The 16,865-nt window shown below is 43.6% G+C and carries 18 protein-coding genes; 6 read left to right on the plus strand and 12 right to left on the minus strand.

From position 1 onward, the window contains the following. Positions 1–30: 30 nt before the first annotated feature. From argJ to B9G53_RS11450, 3 genes are all read right to left on the minus strand, one after another. Positions 31–1,242, minus strand: coding sequence for a bifunctional ornithine acetyltransferase/N-acetylglutamate synthase (gene argJ, locus B9G53_RS11440; RefSeq protein WP_094532277.1), 1,212 nt, complete (start codon positions 1,240–1,242; stop codon positions 31–33). 59 nt (positions 1,243–1,301) lie between these two features. Next, on the minus strand, positions 1,302–1,778 hold the full coding sequence (locus B9G53_RS11445) for a thioesterase family protein (RefSeq protein WP_094532279.1): 477 nt from the start codon (positions 1,776–1,778) through the stop codon (positions 1,302–1,304). 69 nt (positions 1,779–1,847) lie between these two features. Next, the gene (locus B9G53_RS11450; RefSeq protein WP_094532281.1) at positions 1,848–2,231 is read right to left on the minus strand and encodes a DUF3110 domain-containing protein; all 384 of its coding nucleotides are present in this window, start codon (positions 2,229–2,231) and stop codon (positions 1,848–1,850) included. 142 nt (positions 2,232–2,373) lie between these two features. On the opposite strand from B9G53_RS11450, the gene B9G53_RS11455 reads away from it, so the two are divergent. Both B9G53_RS11455 and era read left to right on the plus strand, forming a co-directional pair. Beyond that, the gene (locus tag B9G53_RS11455) at positions 2,374–2,919 is read left to right on the plus strand and encodes a WcaF family extracellular polysaccharide biosynthesis acetyltransferase (RefSeq protein WP_094532283.1); all 546 of its coding nucleotides are present in this window, start codon (positions 2,374–2,376) and stop codon (positions 2,917–2,919) included. 259 nt (positions 2,920–3,178) lie between these two features. After that, on the plus strand, positions 3,179–4,087 hold the full coding sequence (gene era / locus B9G53_RS11460) for a GTPase Era (RefSeq protein WP_176453183.1): 909 nt from the start codon (positions 3,179–3,181) through the stop codon (positions 4,085–4,087). Between the two features lie 33 nt (positions 4,088–4,120). Here era and B9G53_RS11465 read toward each other — a convergent pair whose 3' ends face one another. After that, positions 4,121–5,044: an energy-coupling factor transporter transmembrane protein EcfT gene (locus tag B9G53_RS11465; protein ID WP_094532287.1), complete on the minus strand. Its 924-nt coding sequence runs from the start codon at positions 5,042–5,044 to the stop codon at positions 4,121–4,123. A 105-nt stretch (positions 5,045–5,149) separates the two neighbouring features. Continuing rightward, complete coding sequence (locus B9G53_RS11470; RefSeq protein ID WP_094532289.1) at positions 5,150–5,413, minus strand: BolA family protein; 264 nt, start codon at positions 5,411–5,413, stop codon at positions 5,150–5,152. A gap of 169 nt (positions 5,414–5,582) precedes the next feature. On the opposite strand from B9G53_RS11470, the gene xth reads away from it, so the two are divergent. Beyond that, positions 5,583–6,374, plus strand: a complete 792-nt coding sequence (xth, locus tag B9G53_RS11475) for an exodeoxyribonuclease III (protein ID WP_094532291.1) — start codon at positions 5,583–5,585, stop codon at positions 6,372–6,374. A 100-nt stretch (positions 6,375–6,474) separates the two neighbouring features. Further along, positions 6,475–6,921 carry a pentapeptide repeat-containing protein gene (locus B9G53_RS11480; protein ID WP_094532293.1) on the plus strand — a complete coding sequence of 149 codons (447 nt, stop codon included), beginning with the start codon at positions 6,475–6,477 and terminating at the stop codon, positions 6,919–6,921. 108 nt (positions 6,922–7,029) lie between these two features. On the opposite strand, the gene B9G53_RS11485 is transcribed toward B9G53_RS11480, so the two are convergent. Together B9G53_RS11485 and B9G53_RS11490 are read right to left on the minus strand one after the other, a co-directional pair. After that, positions 7,030–7,524, minus strand: coding sequence for a GNAT family N-acetyltransferase (locus tag B9G53_RS11485; protein ID WP_094532295.1), 495 nt, complete (start codon positions 7,522–7,524; stop codon positions 7,030–7,032). 101 nt (positions 7,525–7,625) lie between these two features. After that, positions 7,626–8,456: a hypothetical protein gene (locus B9G53_RS11490; protein ID WP_094532297.1), complete on the minus strand. Its 831-nt coding sequence runs from the start codon at positions 8,454–8,456 to the stop codon at positions 7,626–7,628. A gap of 217 nt (positions 8,457–8,673) precedes the next feature. Here B9G53_RS11490 and B9G53_RS11495 point away from each other — a divergent pair, with 217 nt between their 5' ends. After that, entirely contained in the window at positions 8,674–9,078 is a 405-nt protein-coding gene (locus B9G53_RS11495) for an MAPEG family protein (protein WP_094532299.1), read from the plus strand. Between the two features lie 32 nt (positions 9,079–9,110). Here B9G53_RS11495 and B9G53_RS11500 read toward each other — a convergent pair whose 3' ends face one another. From B9G53_RS11500 to B9G53_RS11520, 5 genes are all read right to left on the minus strand, one after another. Beyond that, positions 9,111–10,637, minus strand: a complete 1,527-nt coding sequence (locus B9G53_RS11500; RefSeq protein ID WP_094532301.1) for a phosphomannomutase/phosphoglucomutase — start codon at positions 10,635–10,637, stop codon at positions 9,111–9,113. A gap of 69 nt (positions 10,638–10,706) precedes the next feature. Further along, complete coding sequence (locus B9G53_RS11505) at positions 10,707–12,551, minus strand: ABC transporter ATP-binding protein (RefSeq protein ID WP_094532303.1); 1,845 nt, start codon at positions 12,549–12,551, stop codon at positions 10,707–10,709. Positions 12,552–12,582: 31 nt separating this feature from the next. Next, positions 12,583–13,101 carry a hypothetical protein gene (locus B9G53_RS11510; protein ID WP_094532305.1) on the minus strand — a complete coding sequence of 173 codons (519 nt, stop codon included), beginning with the start codon at positions 13,099–13,101 and terminating at the stop codon, positions 12,583–12,585. Positions 13,102–13,119: 18 nt separating this feature from the next. Continuing rightward, the gene (locus B9G53_RS11515) at positions 13,120–13,878 is read right to left on the minus strand and encodes an SIMPL domain-containing protein (RefSeq protein ID WP_094532307.1); all 759 of its coding nucleotides are present in this window, start codon (positions 13,876–13,878) and stop codon (positions 13,120–13,122) included. 84 nt (positions 13,879–13,962) lie between these two features. Beyond that, complete coding sequence (locus tag B9G53_RS11520) at positions 13,963–14,220, minus strand: hypothetical protein (protein WP_094532309.1); 258 nt, start codon at positions 14,218–14,220, stop codon at positions 13,963–13,965. Positions 14,221–14,459: 239 nt separating this feature from the next. Between B9G53_RS11520 and B9G53_RS11525 the strand changes: the two genes are divergently transcribed. Continuing rightward, positions 14,460–16,865, plus strand: a 2,406-nt coding sequence (locus B9G53_RS11525) for a tetratricopeptide repeat protein (RefSeq protein ID WP_141211765.1), incomplete at its 3' end; no start/stop codon positions are given.

Genomic DNA, 16,865 nt, shown 5'->3' on the forward strand with positions numbered 1-16,865 from the left:
GAGCCGCGCTTAGCGCGGCTCTTTTCGTTCCTATGTCGTGTACTCAGCGTTGATCTTGACGTAATCGTAGCTGAGGTCACAGCCCCATGCTGTGCCACGGCTATCACCATCACCGACACCGACATTGATGATTACAGTGTCATTTTTGAGATATTCACTAGCAGCATTGCGATCGTATTCCTGCGGCGAGCCATCCTTCATCATCACAAAATCGCCCAGTTGAATATTCAATACATCTTGATTGAAGTCTACACCCGATCGCCCTGCGGCGGCGGCGATTCTGCCCCAGTTAGGATCGTTACCAAAAACTGCGGATTTGACAAGGGATGAACCAACAATGGTTTTGGCAATTTGACGAGCGGCGACGGTGCTAGATGCGCCAGTCACATTCACCTCGATCATGCAGGTTGCGCCTTCACCATCACGGGCGATCGCCTTAGCCAAGCTCATACAAACTTCTTGCAACATCGCCTGTACCTGCTGTGCTGCATCAGAATTTTCATCCTCGATAGTTACGCCCGACTGTCCATTGCATAGCGCCAATACCATGTCATTGGTGCTGGTATCGCCATCAACGGTAACTTGGTTGAAGCTAGCATCAATGGAGCTTGATAGCATCTTTTGCCACAGCTTCGGTTCGACACCAGCATCGCATGTCACAAAACCTAGCATTGTCGCCATGTTGGGATGAATCATCCCCGAACCTTTACAGATGCCGCCGATTCTCACGGGCTTGCCATCGATCGCAGTTTCTAGAGCAATACTTTTGGGCAAAGTGTCCGTGGTCATGATCGATCGCGAGGCATCTTCACCACCATCGGGCGAAATCAGAGGGGCAATTTTGGCAATACCTGCACGCATTTTGTCCATCAGCAATTGCTTGCCGATGACACCAGTAGAAGCCACTAAAACACCATCTTCCGTATTTAAAGCCTTCTGCACTAGTTCGGCACATTCCACCGCATTTTGCCAACCTTCTGCACCTGTACTAGCATTGGCTTGACCCGCATTACAGAGGATGGCGCTGACATGGCAACCCTTTGCCAATACTTCGCGGTTGAAGTCTACACAGGCGGCTCTGACGCAAGACTTGGTAAATACCCCTGCGGCGATCGCAGGGACATCTGATGCGATCAAAGTTAGGTCAGGAGCGCCCGATGGTTTCAGTCCTGCGGTGATTCCTGCGGCTTTATAGCCCTTTGCTGCGGTCACGCCGCCTGCAATTACTTGCCAATTTGCCATGATTTGATTGAGTTCCTCAGTTACTATGCATTTGCATCTCGCGAAGCGAGATGCAAAACTTAAATTCCCGTTAATTTGGCGATCGCCCCTTCCAATGAACTTGGTAGCGATCGCAACAACTTACGTTTTTCAAAATCTACAGGTACGAGGGTAACCACTGCTGTTACACATAGATCTGTTTCAGTACGAATTTGATATTCCCAGTTCAGGCGGACTTTATCGGGCGTAAGCTTAGTCATCACCAGCAAATTATCGCCCATCCGCGCCGAGCGGTGATAGCGCAAAGACATTTCCACTACGGGCAGATCCACACCTGCGGAGACTAACTCTTCAAAGCTCATGCCGACGGTTCGCAAGCATTCTACTCGCGCCTCTTCCATCCAATTGATATAAGAGCCATGCCAAACTACACCCGAATAGTCGGTATGGTGAGGATAGACATGCACTGCATAGTTAAACCAGCCTTCGTTATCAGAACTCGGTTCAAATTTAGTAATTGCGTTGGTTAAAGGATTAGAAGTAAGTTCAGCCGTCATAATTTATACCCAAAACAAATTCTAGTCATGTCTTAAAGAACTTGTCCCGAAGGGACGCATTCTTAAGACTTATAGTAAATTTTCTAAACGGCGACGCATCATTGCAATTACGGGATCTTCTACCTCAATTTCATCTTCTGGTTCTGACAGATTTTGATCGTGATCGGCTGACCAATCAGTTTTATCAACATTTTTTTCAGGTGGAACTAACAAAGCGTCGGTTGGTACGATGTTTAAGTCATAGCCTGCTTCTTCGCAAAATTCTTCTAAATCTTTACTGTCAATGCTTTCTACTGTCGGCGACAAAAAATCCTGTGCTTCCAATAAACCTGCATAACGAATTGCATCATCCTCTTGCTCAAAGGCGACAATAATATTATTGCCCTCAATTTCTAGAGTATAAATACCTTCATTATCGGTGTTAGCGTTAAACAGCAATACCCAAACTTGCATATCAAAAACTCGACCATTAGAAAAGCTCTAATATTGTATAACATGCCTACTGCAAGATTTTTGTTGAGAGTGTTGCTTTGCAACACTCTCAACAAAAATCTTGGATTTTATTTAAGTACAAAGCGCAGTAAGGAGTTTAACTTTGCGTCTTGATCGCTATACGACGGGTACATACACAACAGGGGCAAATATCCTTCAACAGTTGCTTTGGTACTTTGTGGGAGCGCCTTTATTGCGTAGTTATTTAATTCCTTTTTCAGTTTTAAAAGTTAACATTTTGCGCTGGTTTGGTGCAGAAATTGGGCAGGGTGTCCGCATTAAAACGGGAGTGCGGGTCAAATTCCCTTGGCGTTTAGTGATCAAAGATTTCGTTTGGATTGGTGAAGATGTTTGGCTCGATAATCTCGATTTGATTACGATCGAGAGCCATTGCTGCATTTCGCAGGGTGTTTATCTCTGTACGGGTAATCACGACTGGCGCGATCGCGATTTTGCTTTACAGACTGCACCAATTTATATTGAGACAGGAAGCTGGATCGCGGCACGAGCGACGATTGCGGCGGGGGTGCGAGTCGGTCAGGGTGCGGTGTTGGGCTTAGGCAGTGTGGCAACGCGATCGCTAGAACCGATGACGATTTACAGTGGCAATCCTGCGATCGCCATTAAGTTGCGTAAAATTAATCCTTAAGGCTATAGCAATGCAAGAGTTGGATAGAACAAATCAAAACCCAAAATACAAGTAGCGCCGCTACTTGTATTTTGGGTTTATGTCCTAAGTAAACCTTTGGTTGCTATATTTCAAGAATGAATAGGCAAACCATAAAAGTAACCATAAGTACTTATTCCCTATATCGAGATTATAAATCGCTAAAAATCCTTCACTACTGTCTACATTTGTAGCAGGGTATAATCGTTTCCTATCTCAAATACAGCGATCGCAAATAATCATGATTCCAGAATCGGGCGAAGGTTTTAAATCGGGCTTTGTAGCATTAGTAGGACGACCAAATGTCGGTAAGTCTACGCTGCTCAATGCCCTCATCGGTCAAAAGATTGCGATCACTTCGCCTGTTGCCCAAACTACACGCAACCGTCTACGCGGGATTTTGACATTGCCTGAAGCCCAAATCGTCCTTGTCGATACTCCTGGAATTCATAAACCCCACCATTTACTCGGTCAAACCATTGTCAAAAATGCGATCGGTGCGATCTCTTCAGTGGATATGACAGTTTTGCTGGTTGATGGCAGCGATCGCATGGGAACAGGCGATCGCTTTGTTGCCGAAACAATCTTACAGAGCAACGTTCCGACAATTTTGGGTATCAATAAAATCGATATTCTTAATGATGATTCGGGGGATACCTTTACTGGTTATGAGAGCTTTGCTGAGGAGCATGGTTGGCAAGTTGCTAAGTTCTCATCGGTCACGGGGGAAGGCTTAGAAGCCTTGCAGACAATGATGTGCGAGCGCTTGCCCCTTGGTCCCTATTATTATCCACCTGATTTAGTCACCGATCAGCCTGAGCGGTTCATTATGGGTGAGCTAATTCGTGAGCAGATTCTCCTGCTTACTCGCGAAGAGATTCCGCATTCTGTGGCGATCAGTATTGATCAAGTGGATGAACAGCCGAAAATCACAAGGGTAATGGCAACAATTCATGTGGAACGAGATTCGCAAAAGGGAATTCTCATTGGCAAGAAGGGACAAATGCTGAAGGAGATTGGGACTCAGGCAAGATTGCAAATGCAGAAGATGATTATGGGTTCTGTGCATTTGGAAATGTTTGTTAAGGTTCAACCCAAATGGCGATCGTCAAGGTTTCAGCTATCAGATCTGGGCTATCGCGTAGAATAAAAAGGAAAGAATTGCAAAGCAATTCTTTCCTTTTTAGAACTCATTGCCATAGTAAATTCTGACACCCCACATTGCGACTAAGAGAACTAGTAGCACGATATCGCGAAGAAAGAATTTGAGAGGATTCCAAACGACAACGTGAGTATTAGGAGTTGTAAAGCCTCGTACTTGCATAGCGCTTGCTGTCTGTGCGGCGCGGATGAATAGATTGTCTATCAGTCGCTCTGCAAGGATTAGCCAAATTTGAGTAGTGCGCTTAAAACCCAGTCTTTTCCAATTAATTGAACGGGTTCGCATGGCTCGACCAAGGTTTTGAACTTCTTCTAAAACTAAGGGTACAAAGCGTAGTGCAAGGGTCAGCGTCAGGACTATTTCAACAACAGGAACCTTGAGGAATTTTAATGGAGCAAAAATTGCGGCGATCGCGGCTGTAATTTCTTCGGGAGCCGTGACCAGCAAAAATAGAGTTGGTGCGTAGAGATAGGTGAAAATTAATGTGCAAACCCGCACACCTAAATCCAGAGATTTGCGGGTAATCGTAATGCTGCCAGCCTTCCAAACTACATAACTATAGGGTGTTGGTTGAGGAAGTTTGATCGTTAGTGATGGCGTGTTTTGAGCTTGGCTAGCGGTGATATTTACGTCAGGGATGGGGCGACGAGGCTGGACAGTGACATTAAACCCATCAGGGGAAATGGTGGCGATCGCTAAAGTCATAAAGGAAAGTAATAGCAAAATCCCCATTTGCTGTTTCCAAACTCGCAAGGGAATTTGTGAAGCTAAGGTTAGGATGATCAATAAAACGGCGATCGCCACGCGCCAAGGTTCATTAGCTTGAATGGGTGATAGTAAAAAAGTGAGGAGTCCAAACAGTTTGATGCGTGGATCGAGTCGATGTAACCATGTGATCGGCTGTTCGAGGTAAAGTCCAATAGGAAGCGATCGCAGTATATCCACTATATTCTGATATTTTTCGGGGCTTGTATTCTTGCAGTTTCCAATATACCAAAAACGCTGTAAAACCAAATCGAAAGTTGCGGCGCTTTGCGCCGCAACTTTCGATCAGTTAACTTGAACCTGCATACTTTCCCATTGGGATAAGCTATAGGTTTTTAGTTGTAATGCGTGAATTGCACCAGTATCCAGATGCTCTTGGATTGCTCCGTATACAAGTTTGTGTTGCTTAATCATGGATAAGCCCTCAAATTGCTCAGCAACGACGATCGCCGCAAAGTGTTGACCATCATGATTAGGATCTTCAACCTGAACTTTGGCATTAGGTAAAGCGGCGCGAATTAGTTCGGCAATGTTGTTATGGGAAATCATGCGAGGCAAACTCAAAATTTAGAAAATATAAATTACTGTTTAAATTGTGACATGAACCATAATGTTTATGTTGTTATAGCAATCCTAAATGGTTTGAGAGAGTGCGCCCCCAAGGGGCGCACTCTCTCAAACCATTTGATCTCACATAAGAATTTGATATATAAATTTCATGAAAATTGCCACTTGGAATGTTAACTCAGTTCGCACAAGAATCACCCATGTTTGTGATTGGTTACAAGCCAATCCTGATGTTGATGTGTTGTGCTTACAAGAAACTAAGGTAATCGACACAGACTTCCCCCATACCCCATTTACAGACTTAGGCTACCAAACCTACATTTATGGACAAAAATCCTATAACGGTGTAGCCATGATTTCGCGATCGCCGTTACAGGATATCCAAACAGGTTTTGCAGCAGTATTAGGCGAAATTGACGATCCCAGCTTGGATGAGCAGAAACGTCTCATCACTGCTAAATGTGGCGATGTCCAGATCGTGAATATGTATGTCCCAAATGGCTCAGAGGTGGGAAGTGAGAAATATGCTTATAAATTGCGTTGGCTAAAGCTATTAAAAGCATATTTGCAAGCCTTGCTAGATAAAAATGCCAATGTGCTGATTTGTGGCGATTTTAATGTGGCGATCGCTGATCTAGATATTTACGATCCCAAGGGACGCGAAAACAAAGTAATGTCCACGGATATTGAGCGAGAAGCTCTTGCTGAAGTCTTAAATCTTGGCTTTAAAGATATATTTCGGAAATTTGAAACTGATGGCGGTTACTATAGCTGGTGGGATTATCGTTCTGGAGGATTTCAACGCAATCGTGGCTGGCGAATTGATTATCACTTCTTAACAGAGTCTCTATATGAGAAAGCTACAGCCTGTGTGATTGATATAGAACCCCGCAAACTTACTCAGCCCAGCGATCACACGCCTGTGATTGTGACAATTGATTAGATGATAATGTTTTTAGGGTTTCGCCGTTTTTGATGGCACAGCTTCGCCGCACCATCAAAAATGGATTTGTTAATAGATGTAAATATAGAGATCTTTAGATATGAAATACCGCATCTTTTTGGCGATCGTGCTACTCATTTTATTTTTGTTTCCCTTGCCAGCATGGGCTTTGAATCCTAGTCAAGTTGTCCAATTACAAACCACTAAAAACTGCCAAGTTTGTGATTTGACTGGAGCTTATCTTCCAGTTAGCAAATTAGACTATACCTATTTACTCGCCTCTGATCTCAGTGACGCAAATTTAGTAGGTGCGAGTATTACTTTCTCTAATCTGAGTCGCGCTAATTTGAGTGGAGCAAATCTGAGATATGTCAATTTTAAGCATACCAAAATGTTGTTAGCTAACTTTTCCAACGCTATCTTTGATAAAACTGACCTTACTGAAGCTGACCTCACTAGCGCCACTATATCGGAAGCACAATTAGCCAAAGCAAAGCTCTGTAAGACAGTTTTGCCGAATGGATTAGCATCAAATCGTGATTGTTAAAGCGCTTTGCGCTCAACCCCAAACCAAGAGTTTGTGAGAAAGTGTTGCATTGCAACACTTTCTCACAAACTCTTGTGGTGTAAATAGAGGCGGCGCTTTGCGCCGCCTCTATTGGTTGTTAGCAAGATGCTCTAACGCATCCCCTGTAACTCTACAAATGCGCCAATCTGGAAGAATATCTGCACCAATACGAGTATAAAAAGCGATCGCAGGTTCATTCCAATCTAAAACTGACCACTCAAAGCGACCATAACCTCTGGATACGGCAATTTGAGCAAGATTGGAAATTAACGCTTTGCCAATACCCATACCACGATATTCAGACAGCACAAATAAATCTTCTAAATAGATACCGCGACGGGTGAGGAAGGTGGAATAGCTGGTGAAAAACAGAGCAAATCCTACAATTTGATTGGGTTCTATCTCCGCCATGATCGCTTCTATACAAGAGTTATTACCAAACAGATCTGTTTGCAAAGTTTCGATATTGCCTGTCACTTTATCAGTGAGCTTTTCATAGTCAGCAAGTGCCAAAATCAACGAAAAAATAGCTGATGTGTCAGCAATAGTTGCAGGACGGATTACAAATTGAACTGGAGACATAATTTAAAGAGTATATAGCAATATAAAACCACAAAGATAAGTGGCGGCGCTTTGCGCCGCCACTTATCTTATAGCTATCTCTTGTATTGCTGCTATACATACTAAAACAAACGAAATGGAAGTGGTCGAGATGCCTTGAAACGATCAATTTCAGTATCCATTTGGGTAGCAATTTCCTCATTACTTTTTGAAGGTGTTGCCGAAGAATGCAAAACATTAAACTTGATCGTTACCTGCTTGACCATTAGTTTCTGAGCATCAAGGTCAATATCCATATGCAGGGTATTACTGCCAAGAATTTTAGCTAGTTCACTTTCTACAAAAGATTCGGTTACATTCTCAAGAGTGTTATTGATTAAGTCGCGATTTCCTAAAAGGGAGTCTTGTAGCCGTTTCTTTAAGTCTCCAAACTTTGATAATTGTACCAATTTGTCGGCGATCACTAGGAATTTAGGATCAATTACCTGTGCTAATGCGCTATTCCAATTAAATTTTGATTCTACCTGCCGAATTAAAGATTCAGCTTCTGATTTACGCAGTTGGACGTTCTCAACTAACGGGAGAATAGATAAAATTGTCTCTGGTAGTAAATTCTGTAATTGATTAGGGTGAACTTTCCGAGCATAAGCATTAAGGGTATTGAGTACTTGATCTTCTAACGACTGTCGCCATTGGTTTACTTCTTGCACCAATGTATCAGTAGTTGCATCAATAACAGGAGATAGAGATTCTGATTGAAACTGATTGACTACTTGATGAATTAAAGCTTCAGTTTGATTAGGTTCGATCTTGATGCTACTTCCTTGTTTTTGTTGAAAGGTCAAAATCGAACTCGCGATCGCAAGGAGATCTTCAGGAGAATTTGATGTGTCAAAACGATTCACATAGGCTTGGAGACTATTCAACAGCGATCGCTCTGCATCAGTACTCATCACGGGATACCCTAAAGAAATTCCTTCACTATAGCAAAATCAAAACCAAAACATGGTGGCGGCGCGTAGCGCCGCCACCATGTTTTGGTTTTGATAAGGGTTCTACGATTTAACAAAAATCCGATGTTGGTAACATCGGATTTTTGTGTTATGGGCGCGATTCAAGGCTATAAGCCTTAAAATAGAAGAAGTTTTAAATTGCTTGATCAAACCCAGAATGAATTTGACTTTTTCTCCATCACAGATATTGTTATACGGTATTGCGATCGCGGCGGGACTGGTGTATTTGCCTTATATTCTTGTTGCCTACGGACGGGTGAGTGTTGGCTATGACGTAAATGCACCCAGAGCAATGTTTGATCGCTTGCCAGACTATGCCAAACGTGCCACATGGGCGCACCAAAACTCCTTTGAAGTATTTGCCTTATTCGTAGCGGCGGCTCTTACTACCTATGTTAGTAATGTCGCTTCCGATCAAACTTCGCTCTATGTATTTGTTTTTTTAGCAGCGAGATTTTTATTTAGTTTGTTTTATATTCTTGACTTGCCTTGGTTGCGATCGCCGATGTGGGCGATCAGCATGGTCTGCATTGGCGGATTATTTTCAGCAAGTCTTTTATAAACAAGAAGCGGCGCTTTGCGCCGCTTCTTGTTTTAATGAGAAAGCGCAGAAATATCCAGCCCTTCCATAGGTTGCAAAAATTCTAATAACCTCTTTGCAATCTTTGTAACACCGCCTTGGACATTAGATTCAATATTCAGGGGCATGACGGGATCATGCAATGAGAGCCTAAGCAGAAACCAACCATGCTCATCATCAGAAGTACAGGAAATGCGGATGCCTTCATAATTGTTAGGAACGATTTTCCAGTCAGGTTGGGTTGCGGCAAATGTTGTTAAATCGCTAATTACGCGATCGCCTAAAGCTTTAAAATCCTCCACAAGCATTTTGATGCGAAACTCTTCACTTTCGGCTGGTTCTTGTAAATTGGCAATTAAATCAGTGAGCGATTTTCCTGCTAATTTCGACTTGGCTAATTCAATCAAAAGCTTACTGACTAAATAAGCGCCATCATCAAGAAAATAGTTTTCCTTCATCGCGCCATGTCCAGAAGTCTCGATCGCTAGCCAAGACTCTTGCCCTGATTGATTGAGGCGCATGGATTCATTAATCACATTTTTGTAACCACGTTTGAATCGATGATGTACGCCTTGCAAATCCTGCTCAATAAATTTAGTCAGTCCATCGGAAGTTATGGAATCGGTGACAATCGTTGAGTTGGGATGCTCCTTGAGGACAATTGCAGAAATAAGGGCAATCAAGCGATTACGATTAAGCTCTTTGCCAAATTGATCGACTGCTGCGCTGCGATCGACATCAGTATCAAAAATAATCCCAAAATCTGCTTGATGTTTAACAACTGCTTCACAAATGGAAGCCATCGCTACTTTATCCTCAGGATTAGGAACGTGATTAGGAAATGTACCATCGGGATCGAGAAATTGACTGCCCGTGATATCTGCACCAAGAGGCTCTAAGACTTTACTAGCATAGAAACCGCCAGCCCCATTACCTGCATCGACAATGATTTTTAATCCCTGAAGTGGTTGTTCGTAATGGTCAGGATGCTTGACTGCTTCACGGACTTTGGTGACAAATTGATTCGCATAGACTGAGATGAAATCATGCTTTATGATATTTCCTTGAGAAGCGGAAATTGCAAATTCATTCTTTTCGGCAAGATTGAGAATATCGCTAATATCTTTTTTCTCTAAGCCACCCTGAACCGTAAAAAACTTTAAACCATTGCGATTGAAGGGTAAATGACTTGCTGTGAGCATGATTGCGCCATCGCAGTTAAAGCCATCGGTAATCGTACTCATAAACATCGCTGGTGTAGAAGCGATCGCAAAATCATACACTTGACTACCAAGGGAATTAATTCCTTCCATGACTGCTTGCATTAACTCTGCGCCCGATAGCCGACTATCGCGCCCTACGGAAATTAGTAAGTCTGAGGTAGGTTTGTTTAGTTTCTGAGATAGCCAAGTGGTAAAGGCTTGACCTAAAATTTTGGCAATTTCAGGTGTTAGGTTTACATCTTCATTGGGGACACCTGCGATCGCTACGCCACGAATATCGGAACCATTTTGAAGCTTTTTCCAATTGAAATCTTGCATGAATTTTTACCTGCATTATGGTGCTTTTCCGCTTTGTAATGGCAATTCATGAATTGCCATTACAAAAATTTATTTGTAACCTGCTGCTTGCAGCGTAAAAAGATGGGCATAGCGTCCATCTGCTGCTAATAGCTGCTCGTGACTGCCTTGCTCGATAATTTTACCATCTGCCATCACGATGATTTTGTCCGCCATACGCACTGTCGAGAACCGATGGGAAATCAACACTACCATTTGATCCTTAGTGAGGGAACGGAAATGATTAAAAATATTCATCTCGGCTTCTGCATCCATCGCCGCCGTTGGTTCGTCGAGGACGAGAATATCTGCTTGCGATCGCATAAAGGCTCTAGACAATGCAATCTTTTGCCACTGCCCACCCGATAGCTCTTGACCACCTTTAAACCATTTACCTAACTGCGTTCCAAATTTCTGCGGCATATTGTTAATAAAGGGTTTTGCCATCCCTTTTTCTGTGGCGACTTCCCATTCTTGATACTCATTTAAGCGTTCCACATCCCCAACACCGACATTCTCACCGACTGTAAATTGATACTGTACAAAATTCTGAAAAATTACACCGATTCGCTTACGCAAAACATCAATATCCCAATCATTGAGATCAACGCCATCTAATAAAATCCTGCCATTTGTAGGCACGTATAACCGTGTCAGGAGCTTAATCAAAGTGGTTTTGCCAGAACCATTTTCACCAACGATCGCTAGTTTTTCGCCATGTTGCAGATGCAGTGAAATATCCTTTAAAACTGGCTCTTGGCTTTCAGGATAGCAAAAAGACACATTTTCAAATCTGATGCCATCTTTCTCAATTCCTCTGGTAATCCTCCCATCAGATTGAGGAATCGGCTGTTCGAGAAATTCGTAGAGATTGGCTAAATAAAGATTGTCCTCATACATGCCACCGATGGAGGTTAATGCTGAAGCAAAAGTAGACTGACCTTGACGGAATACGACTAAATACATTGTCATTTCCCCTAAGCTAATTTTGCCTGCGATCGCCTCCATCACAATCCATGCATAGGCGGCATAAAACGCGCCCGTACTAAGCAATCCCAACAGATAGCCCCAAAATCCCTTTTGAATAGTAAGATTGCGATCTTCGTCAAATAGGCGATCAAAAATATCGCGATAACGCTGCAACAGCATTCCACCTAATTGATAAAGCTGGACTTCCTTGGCATAGTCTTCTCGCGCCAGTAAAGTTTCTAGATAATGCTGCTGACGAGTTTCAGGCGATCGCCATTTGAACAGACGGAATGAATGCTCCGAAAACTTGGTTTCAGCGATAAAAGAGGGAATCGCCGCTAATACTAAGACAATCACTGCCCAAACCGAAAAGTTGAGTAACAATCCGCTAAAGGTCAATAGAGTCAGTGCTGACTGACCTAAACCAAAGATGCGACTGATTAAGGACAATGGACGACTAGAGGCTTGCGATCGCGCCTGAGACATCTTGTCATAAAATTCCGAATCCTCAAAATGAGCGAGATCGAGGGTGAGCGCTTTTTCTAAAATCAAGACGTTCACTCTTTGCCCAAGTAGCACGCGCAGCAATGATTGAGATACGGTCAATCCCTTTTGCGCTGCCGCCAAAATCACAATTAAAATCGCTTCAAATCCGACATAACTCAATGCCAAGTTGCGATCGCTTAACAATCCACTCCGTGAAGCCAACACCACGCTATCGACAATCAACTTGCCCACATAGGCGATCGCTGCTGGTAATAGCCCACTCATGATTGTGAATATGGCGATCGCCACAGTTAAAACTCGGCTAGTTGTCCAAACTAGTCCTAAAGCCTTGATTCCGTAGCGAAATATCGATACAGACTTCCGTAAAGTCTTGTGGAATGATTTCCATCCTTTAGAGTTATTTTTATTCTTTTTTGCCATATTGCCATTTTATGCCATAGGTAGAGGCAATTCATGAATTGCCTCTACCTATAAATGATCGCGTAATTGATCGCCAGTAAGCGCCGATGGGAAACTGGGTGTAGTCGCGAGTAATTGATAACAGCACAAATAAATGACCGCAAAATGTGGCGATCGCCCAAAACTTGGGAAACCACGCTAAAGGAACATCAGGTTCTGGGGCAAAAAAATAAGCCGCAAGGGAGGCGATCGCGGTGGGGATGATTACTAACAAAATTCCTAAAATGCTCAACCAACGACTGTTGTAAACCTGCACAGCGTTTGCATTTTCCCAGCGCTTACCAGTCCAAGCCCATCGCAATGTAGAGATGGTATCTGCCATTCTCAAAAACTGCTGACGCTGATCTTCACTTTGCTCCAGCAAAAAAATATGACTACAAAAGTCGCAAGCCAGAGACTCCATCATCGGCATGGGGGCAATCTGTCCACGCATACAGACAGGGCAAGGTGCGGCAGGCGATCGCGAACTAAAATAACTCATGGCTTCAGCAATTAATGATAGGGGTGACACTTCGTGTCACCCCTATCATTATTCAACAGCAAAGGTAATCGCAACCACAGCCCGAATATCTTTGTCGATGGAGGTAGTGTTGTAAGAGCCACTGTTGCTGACTTCGGTAGAATATCGCGCCGTAATTTGAAAGACATCGGTTTCCGCCTTGCGAATTGTGCCAAGGCGACTACCTGAGACATTGACGATCGCATCACCTCTAGCTTTAGCGTCTTTGGTGGCTTCGGAGATCATTTCCACGCGCAACTGACTAAGCTGTGTATAGAGATATTCCGCAGGTTCTGAGGTGAAGGGAATGCCCTCGTTAATCAAATCGGTACTTGATTGGGCGATCGCACTAATACCATCGACATCCTTGGAGCGAATCTCAAAGCGTTGGATTAGTCGATAGGCGATGTTTTTGCCAGTTTGCACCCCGTTACTATTGGTTTCAGGAATAGGCTGGGTTTCGATCGCACTCACGGTGATCGCGTCATCAGGAATATTTTTGCTCTTGAGATAGGTACGCACGCGCTCGTTATAGCGTTTGAGTTCTTGGAAGGCAAGGGGCAACGTTGTCTGTTGACTAGAAACGGAGCTACGCCAGATCACAAAATCAGCACGGATCGGGCGGGTCGATGAACCGATTACGGTCAAGATGTCATTTGACCTAAGCGATCGCAGGGCATTACCAGCGAGATAGGCACTACCGACAAGGGCGATCGATAGGGCAAGCATTCCGCTAAATAATTGGGGAAATGGCGCAACTGGTTTGGGGAGGTTGGATTCTGGTTGCATGGCTTTGTGGGGAATTAAGGCTACGTTAGTTGACGTAAAGTAGCCTTGTGTAGTTACTGATTGCAATAAAACGCAAAACTATAGCTAGCGATCGCCTTTTTCATTTTTACTTCCCGTAAGCACAGGTTTTACATTTTGCTTTTTGGGGTGCAAGTGTTTGATAACTTCTTGCTGTACTGCTACGAATAAGCTCTTGCGAAGGATATCCGATAAATCATCCCAATTTGGAAGGGAGCCTTGAGTAGAGGCAGTAGTTACAATCGTGATCGCGGAGTTGATGACAACTTTGTAGGCGAGGCGCTTGGTAAAGTTGCAAACTGCTTTTGTAGAGAATTTAGACATTTGAGAAAACTATTGAAATCAATGTGCTAATTCAACAGTTTTTCCTCAAAGGCTTGTACCCAAAGGTTTTCTAGCTTTGCACTTATATTTCCTAATATTCTCAAAGTTGTCCTATTATTTCCTAGATTGCCCTTATCATTGAAATTAATGCTTTGCTAAGGCTTGATAAAAGCATAATTTCGCGAGATGAAACTAGCAAATTCGTTAGCTTATTACCAAGATTGAAATGGGGTTGAACTATGGAGTGGCAGGAATTTTTAACAAGGCTTGCTAACGAATATATTAAGAACCTCAAGGATTTAGATCCTAAAGCCCCAAATGAATCAACGGTACGAAAAACTTTTATTGAGTCATTTCCTGCATATCAAGATGTACCAGAAAATCCATTTAAAGACGTTAAGGCAAAAGCAGCGCATCAAACCTTGATTTATCGGTACTTTGAGTCAGATTGTACTGAGTTAGTAAAGAGAACTAGAGATAAGTGGGATGTTTTACGGGATTGGCTTAACGATAAATTTGCATCACTAAGTTCACCTCAAAAGAAAGATCGATTTCGGGCTAATGAGCCTTTGCCTTCGATTCCTGTGTGGCATGGGCGGGAGTTGATGCTCACTCAGTTGCAGGAGTTTTTGAAAGAGTCTACTTTGCGGGTGTTGGTTTTATTGGGGCAGGGTGGAATTGGCAAGACGAGTTTGGCGATTAAACTGATGGAAAAGATTGCGCCGCAGTATAAGCAGGTGTTTTATTTTCGGGTGCGGGAAGGGACGAGTTTTGATGATTTAGCAAATTTGATACTGGGTGATTTACAAGCCAATTTCCCCAAGGTTGAGGACAAGATTTATGGGATATTGCAATGCTTGGAGAAAGATCGTTGTTTATTGGTGTTGGATAATTTGGAGGAGATTTTGCAGCCAGCTTGTGAAGACAATGGCTATGGTAATGGGGTAAGTCAGCCCAGAAAGTCGCGATTAGAACCTGTGGGCGATTTGTTGAATGCGTTGGTTTATGGGCGACATCATTCTCATGTTTTGCTGACTAGTCGGGAGATGCCCTATGACTTGGCAGAGCGGCGCAGTGATGGGGAAATCGATCCGCTTTTGGTGCGAGTGGAGAGAATAACGGGGGTATCTCAATCAAATAGTGTCCAAATCTTGAAGGATTTGAAATTGCCAGATAGTGAGGCGGATTTGGCTTGGGTTGCAGAGCAGGTGGATGGTCATGTGTTGTTGCTCAAGCTATTGGTGGGGGCTAGCCAAGGAAGACGAGGATATTTGCGGCAAAATCCTCAACTGGTGACGAAAAAAGCAGAACCAATTCTACGGGCGCAATTGGGACGGCTTAGCAAGACGGCAAAGGATCTATTGGTGCGGATGTGTGTGTTGCGGGTGGGGATTGATGTGCATGGATTAACTTTTTTGCGTTTGTATACCGATGACTGGGAAAAGGATGATCGCTTTGAGATGGCAGCGATAACTGAGGAACCTGTGGAATTGACTACTGCGGAAGTTGAGGAAACAGAATTACTGATCGAGCAGTTGGTAGCGGCGAGTTTGGTACAGAGTCGTTATGATGAAACGCGCTATCGAGATTTTTACGATCTGCATCCTGTAATCTTGCAGTTTTTGCAACGGGAATATGCGGACAATATTCCCGAACTGATGGGAAATGTGTATAAGTTCTACTGCACTGGCAAAACCCTAGACAATCCGAAAACTCTGGAAGACTTGCGCCCTGTTTTAGAAGCACAGTATTTTGCCTTTCAGTTAGGGAATTATGATGAAGCAAAAAGTTTGATTTATCAAATAGAAGATTATTTGAAGTTTTGGGGTTATTGGTCGCTCTTATTGGAACTTTGCGAGCAGGTTCTACCATATCTAGAAAAGTCTAGCCAGCCTTATATTTTGCAGCGTATTGGCTCTAGACATAAAGCTTGGGGCAATTGGAATGAGGCAGAAAAATATTATCAAGACGGCTTATCTATTGCTAAGGAACTAAACAATCAGAGCTTTATCGCAAATTTAATTGGACAGTTAGGAGACATCGAGCGCAATCGAGGCAACTGGGATGCGGCGGAATCTCTCTACAGGCAATGTTTAGCAGTTGAAGAAGAATTAGGCGATCGCGCGGGCATGGCAAATTCTTGGGGACAATTGGGAGACATCGAGCGCAATCGAGGCAACTGGGATGCGGCGGAATCTCTCTAYAGGCAATGTTTAGCAGTTGAAGAAGAATTAGGCGATCGCGCGGGTATGGCAGAACTTTGGGGAGTATTGGGAGACATCGAGCGCAATCGAGGCAACTGGGATGCGGCAGAATCTCTCTACAGGCAATCTTTGCAATTAAGAACTGAATTAGGCGATCGCGCGGGTATGGCAGAACTTTGGGGAGTATTGGGAGACATCGAGCGCAACCGAGGCAACTGGGATGCGGCGGAATCTCTCTACAGGCAATGTTTAGCAGTTGAAGAAGAATTAGGAGATCGCGCGGGTATGGCAAGTTCTTGGGGACAATTGGGAGACATCGAGCGCAATCGTGGCAACTTGGATGCGGCGGAATCTCTCTTCAGGCAATCTTTGCAATTGAGGACTGAATTAGGAGATCGTGCAGGTATGGCTGCTGTTTGGGGAGCATTGGGAGACATCAAG

Origin of the sequence: Pseudanabaena sp. SR411 (assembly GCF_002251945.1) — a bacterium.
Classification (GTDB): Bacteria; Cyanobacteriota; Cyanobacteriia; order Pseudanabaenales; family Pseudanabaenaceae; genus Pseudanabaena.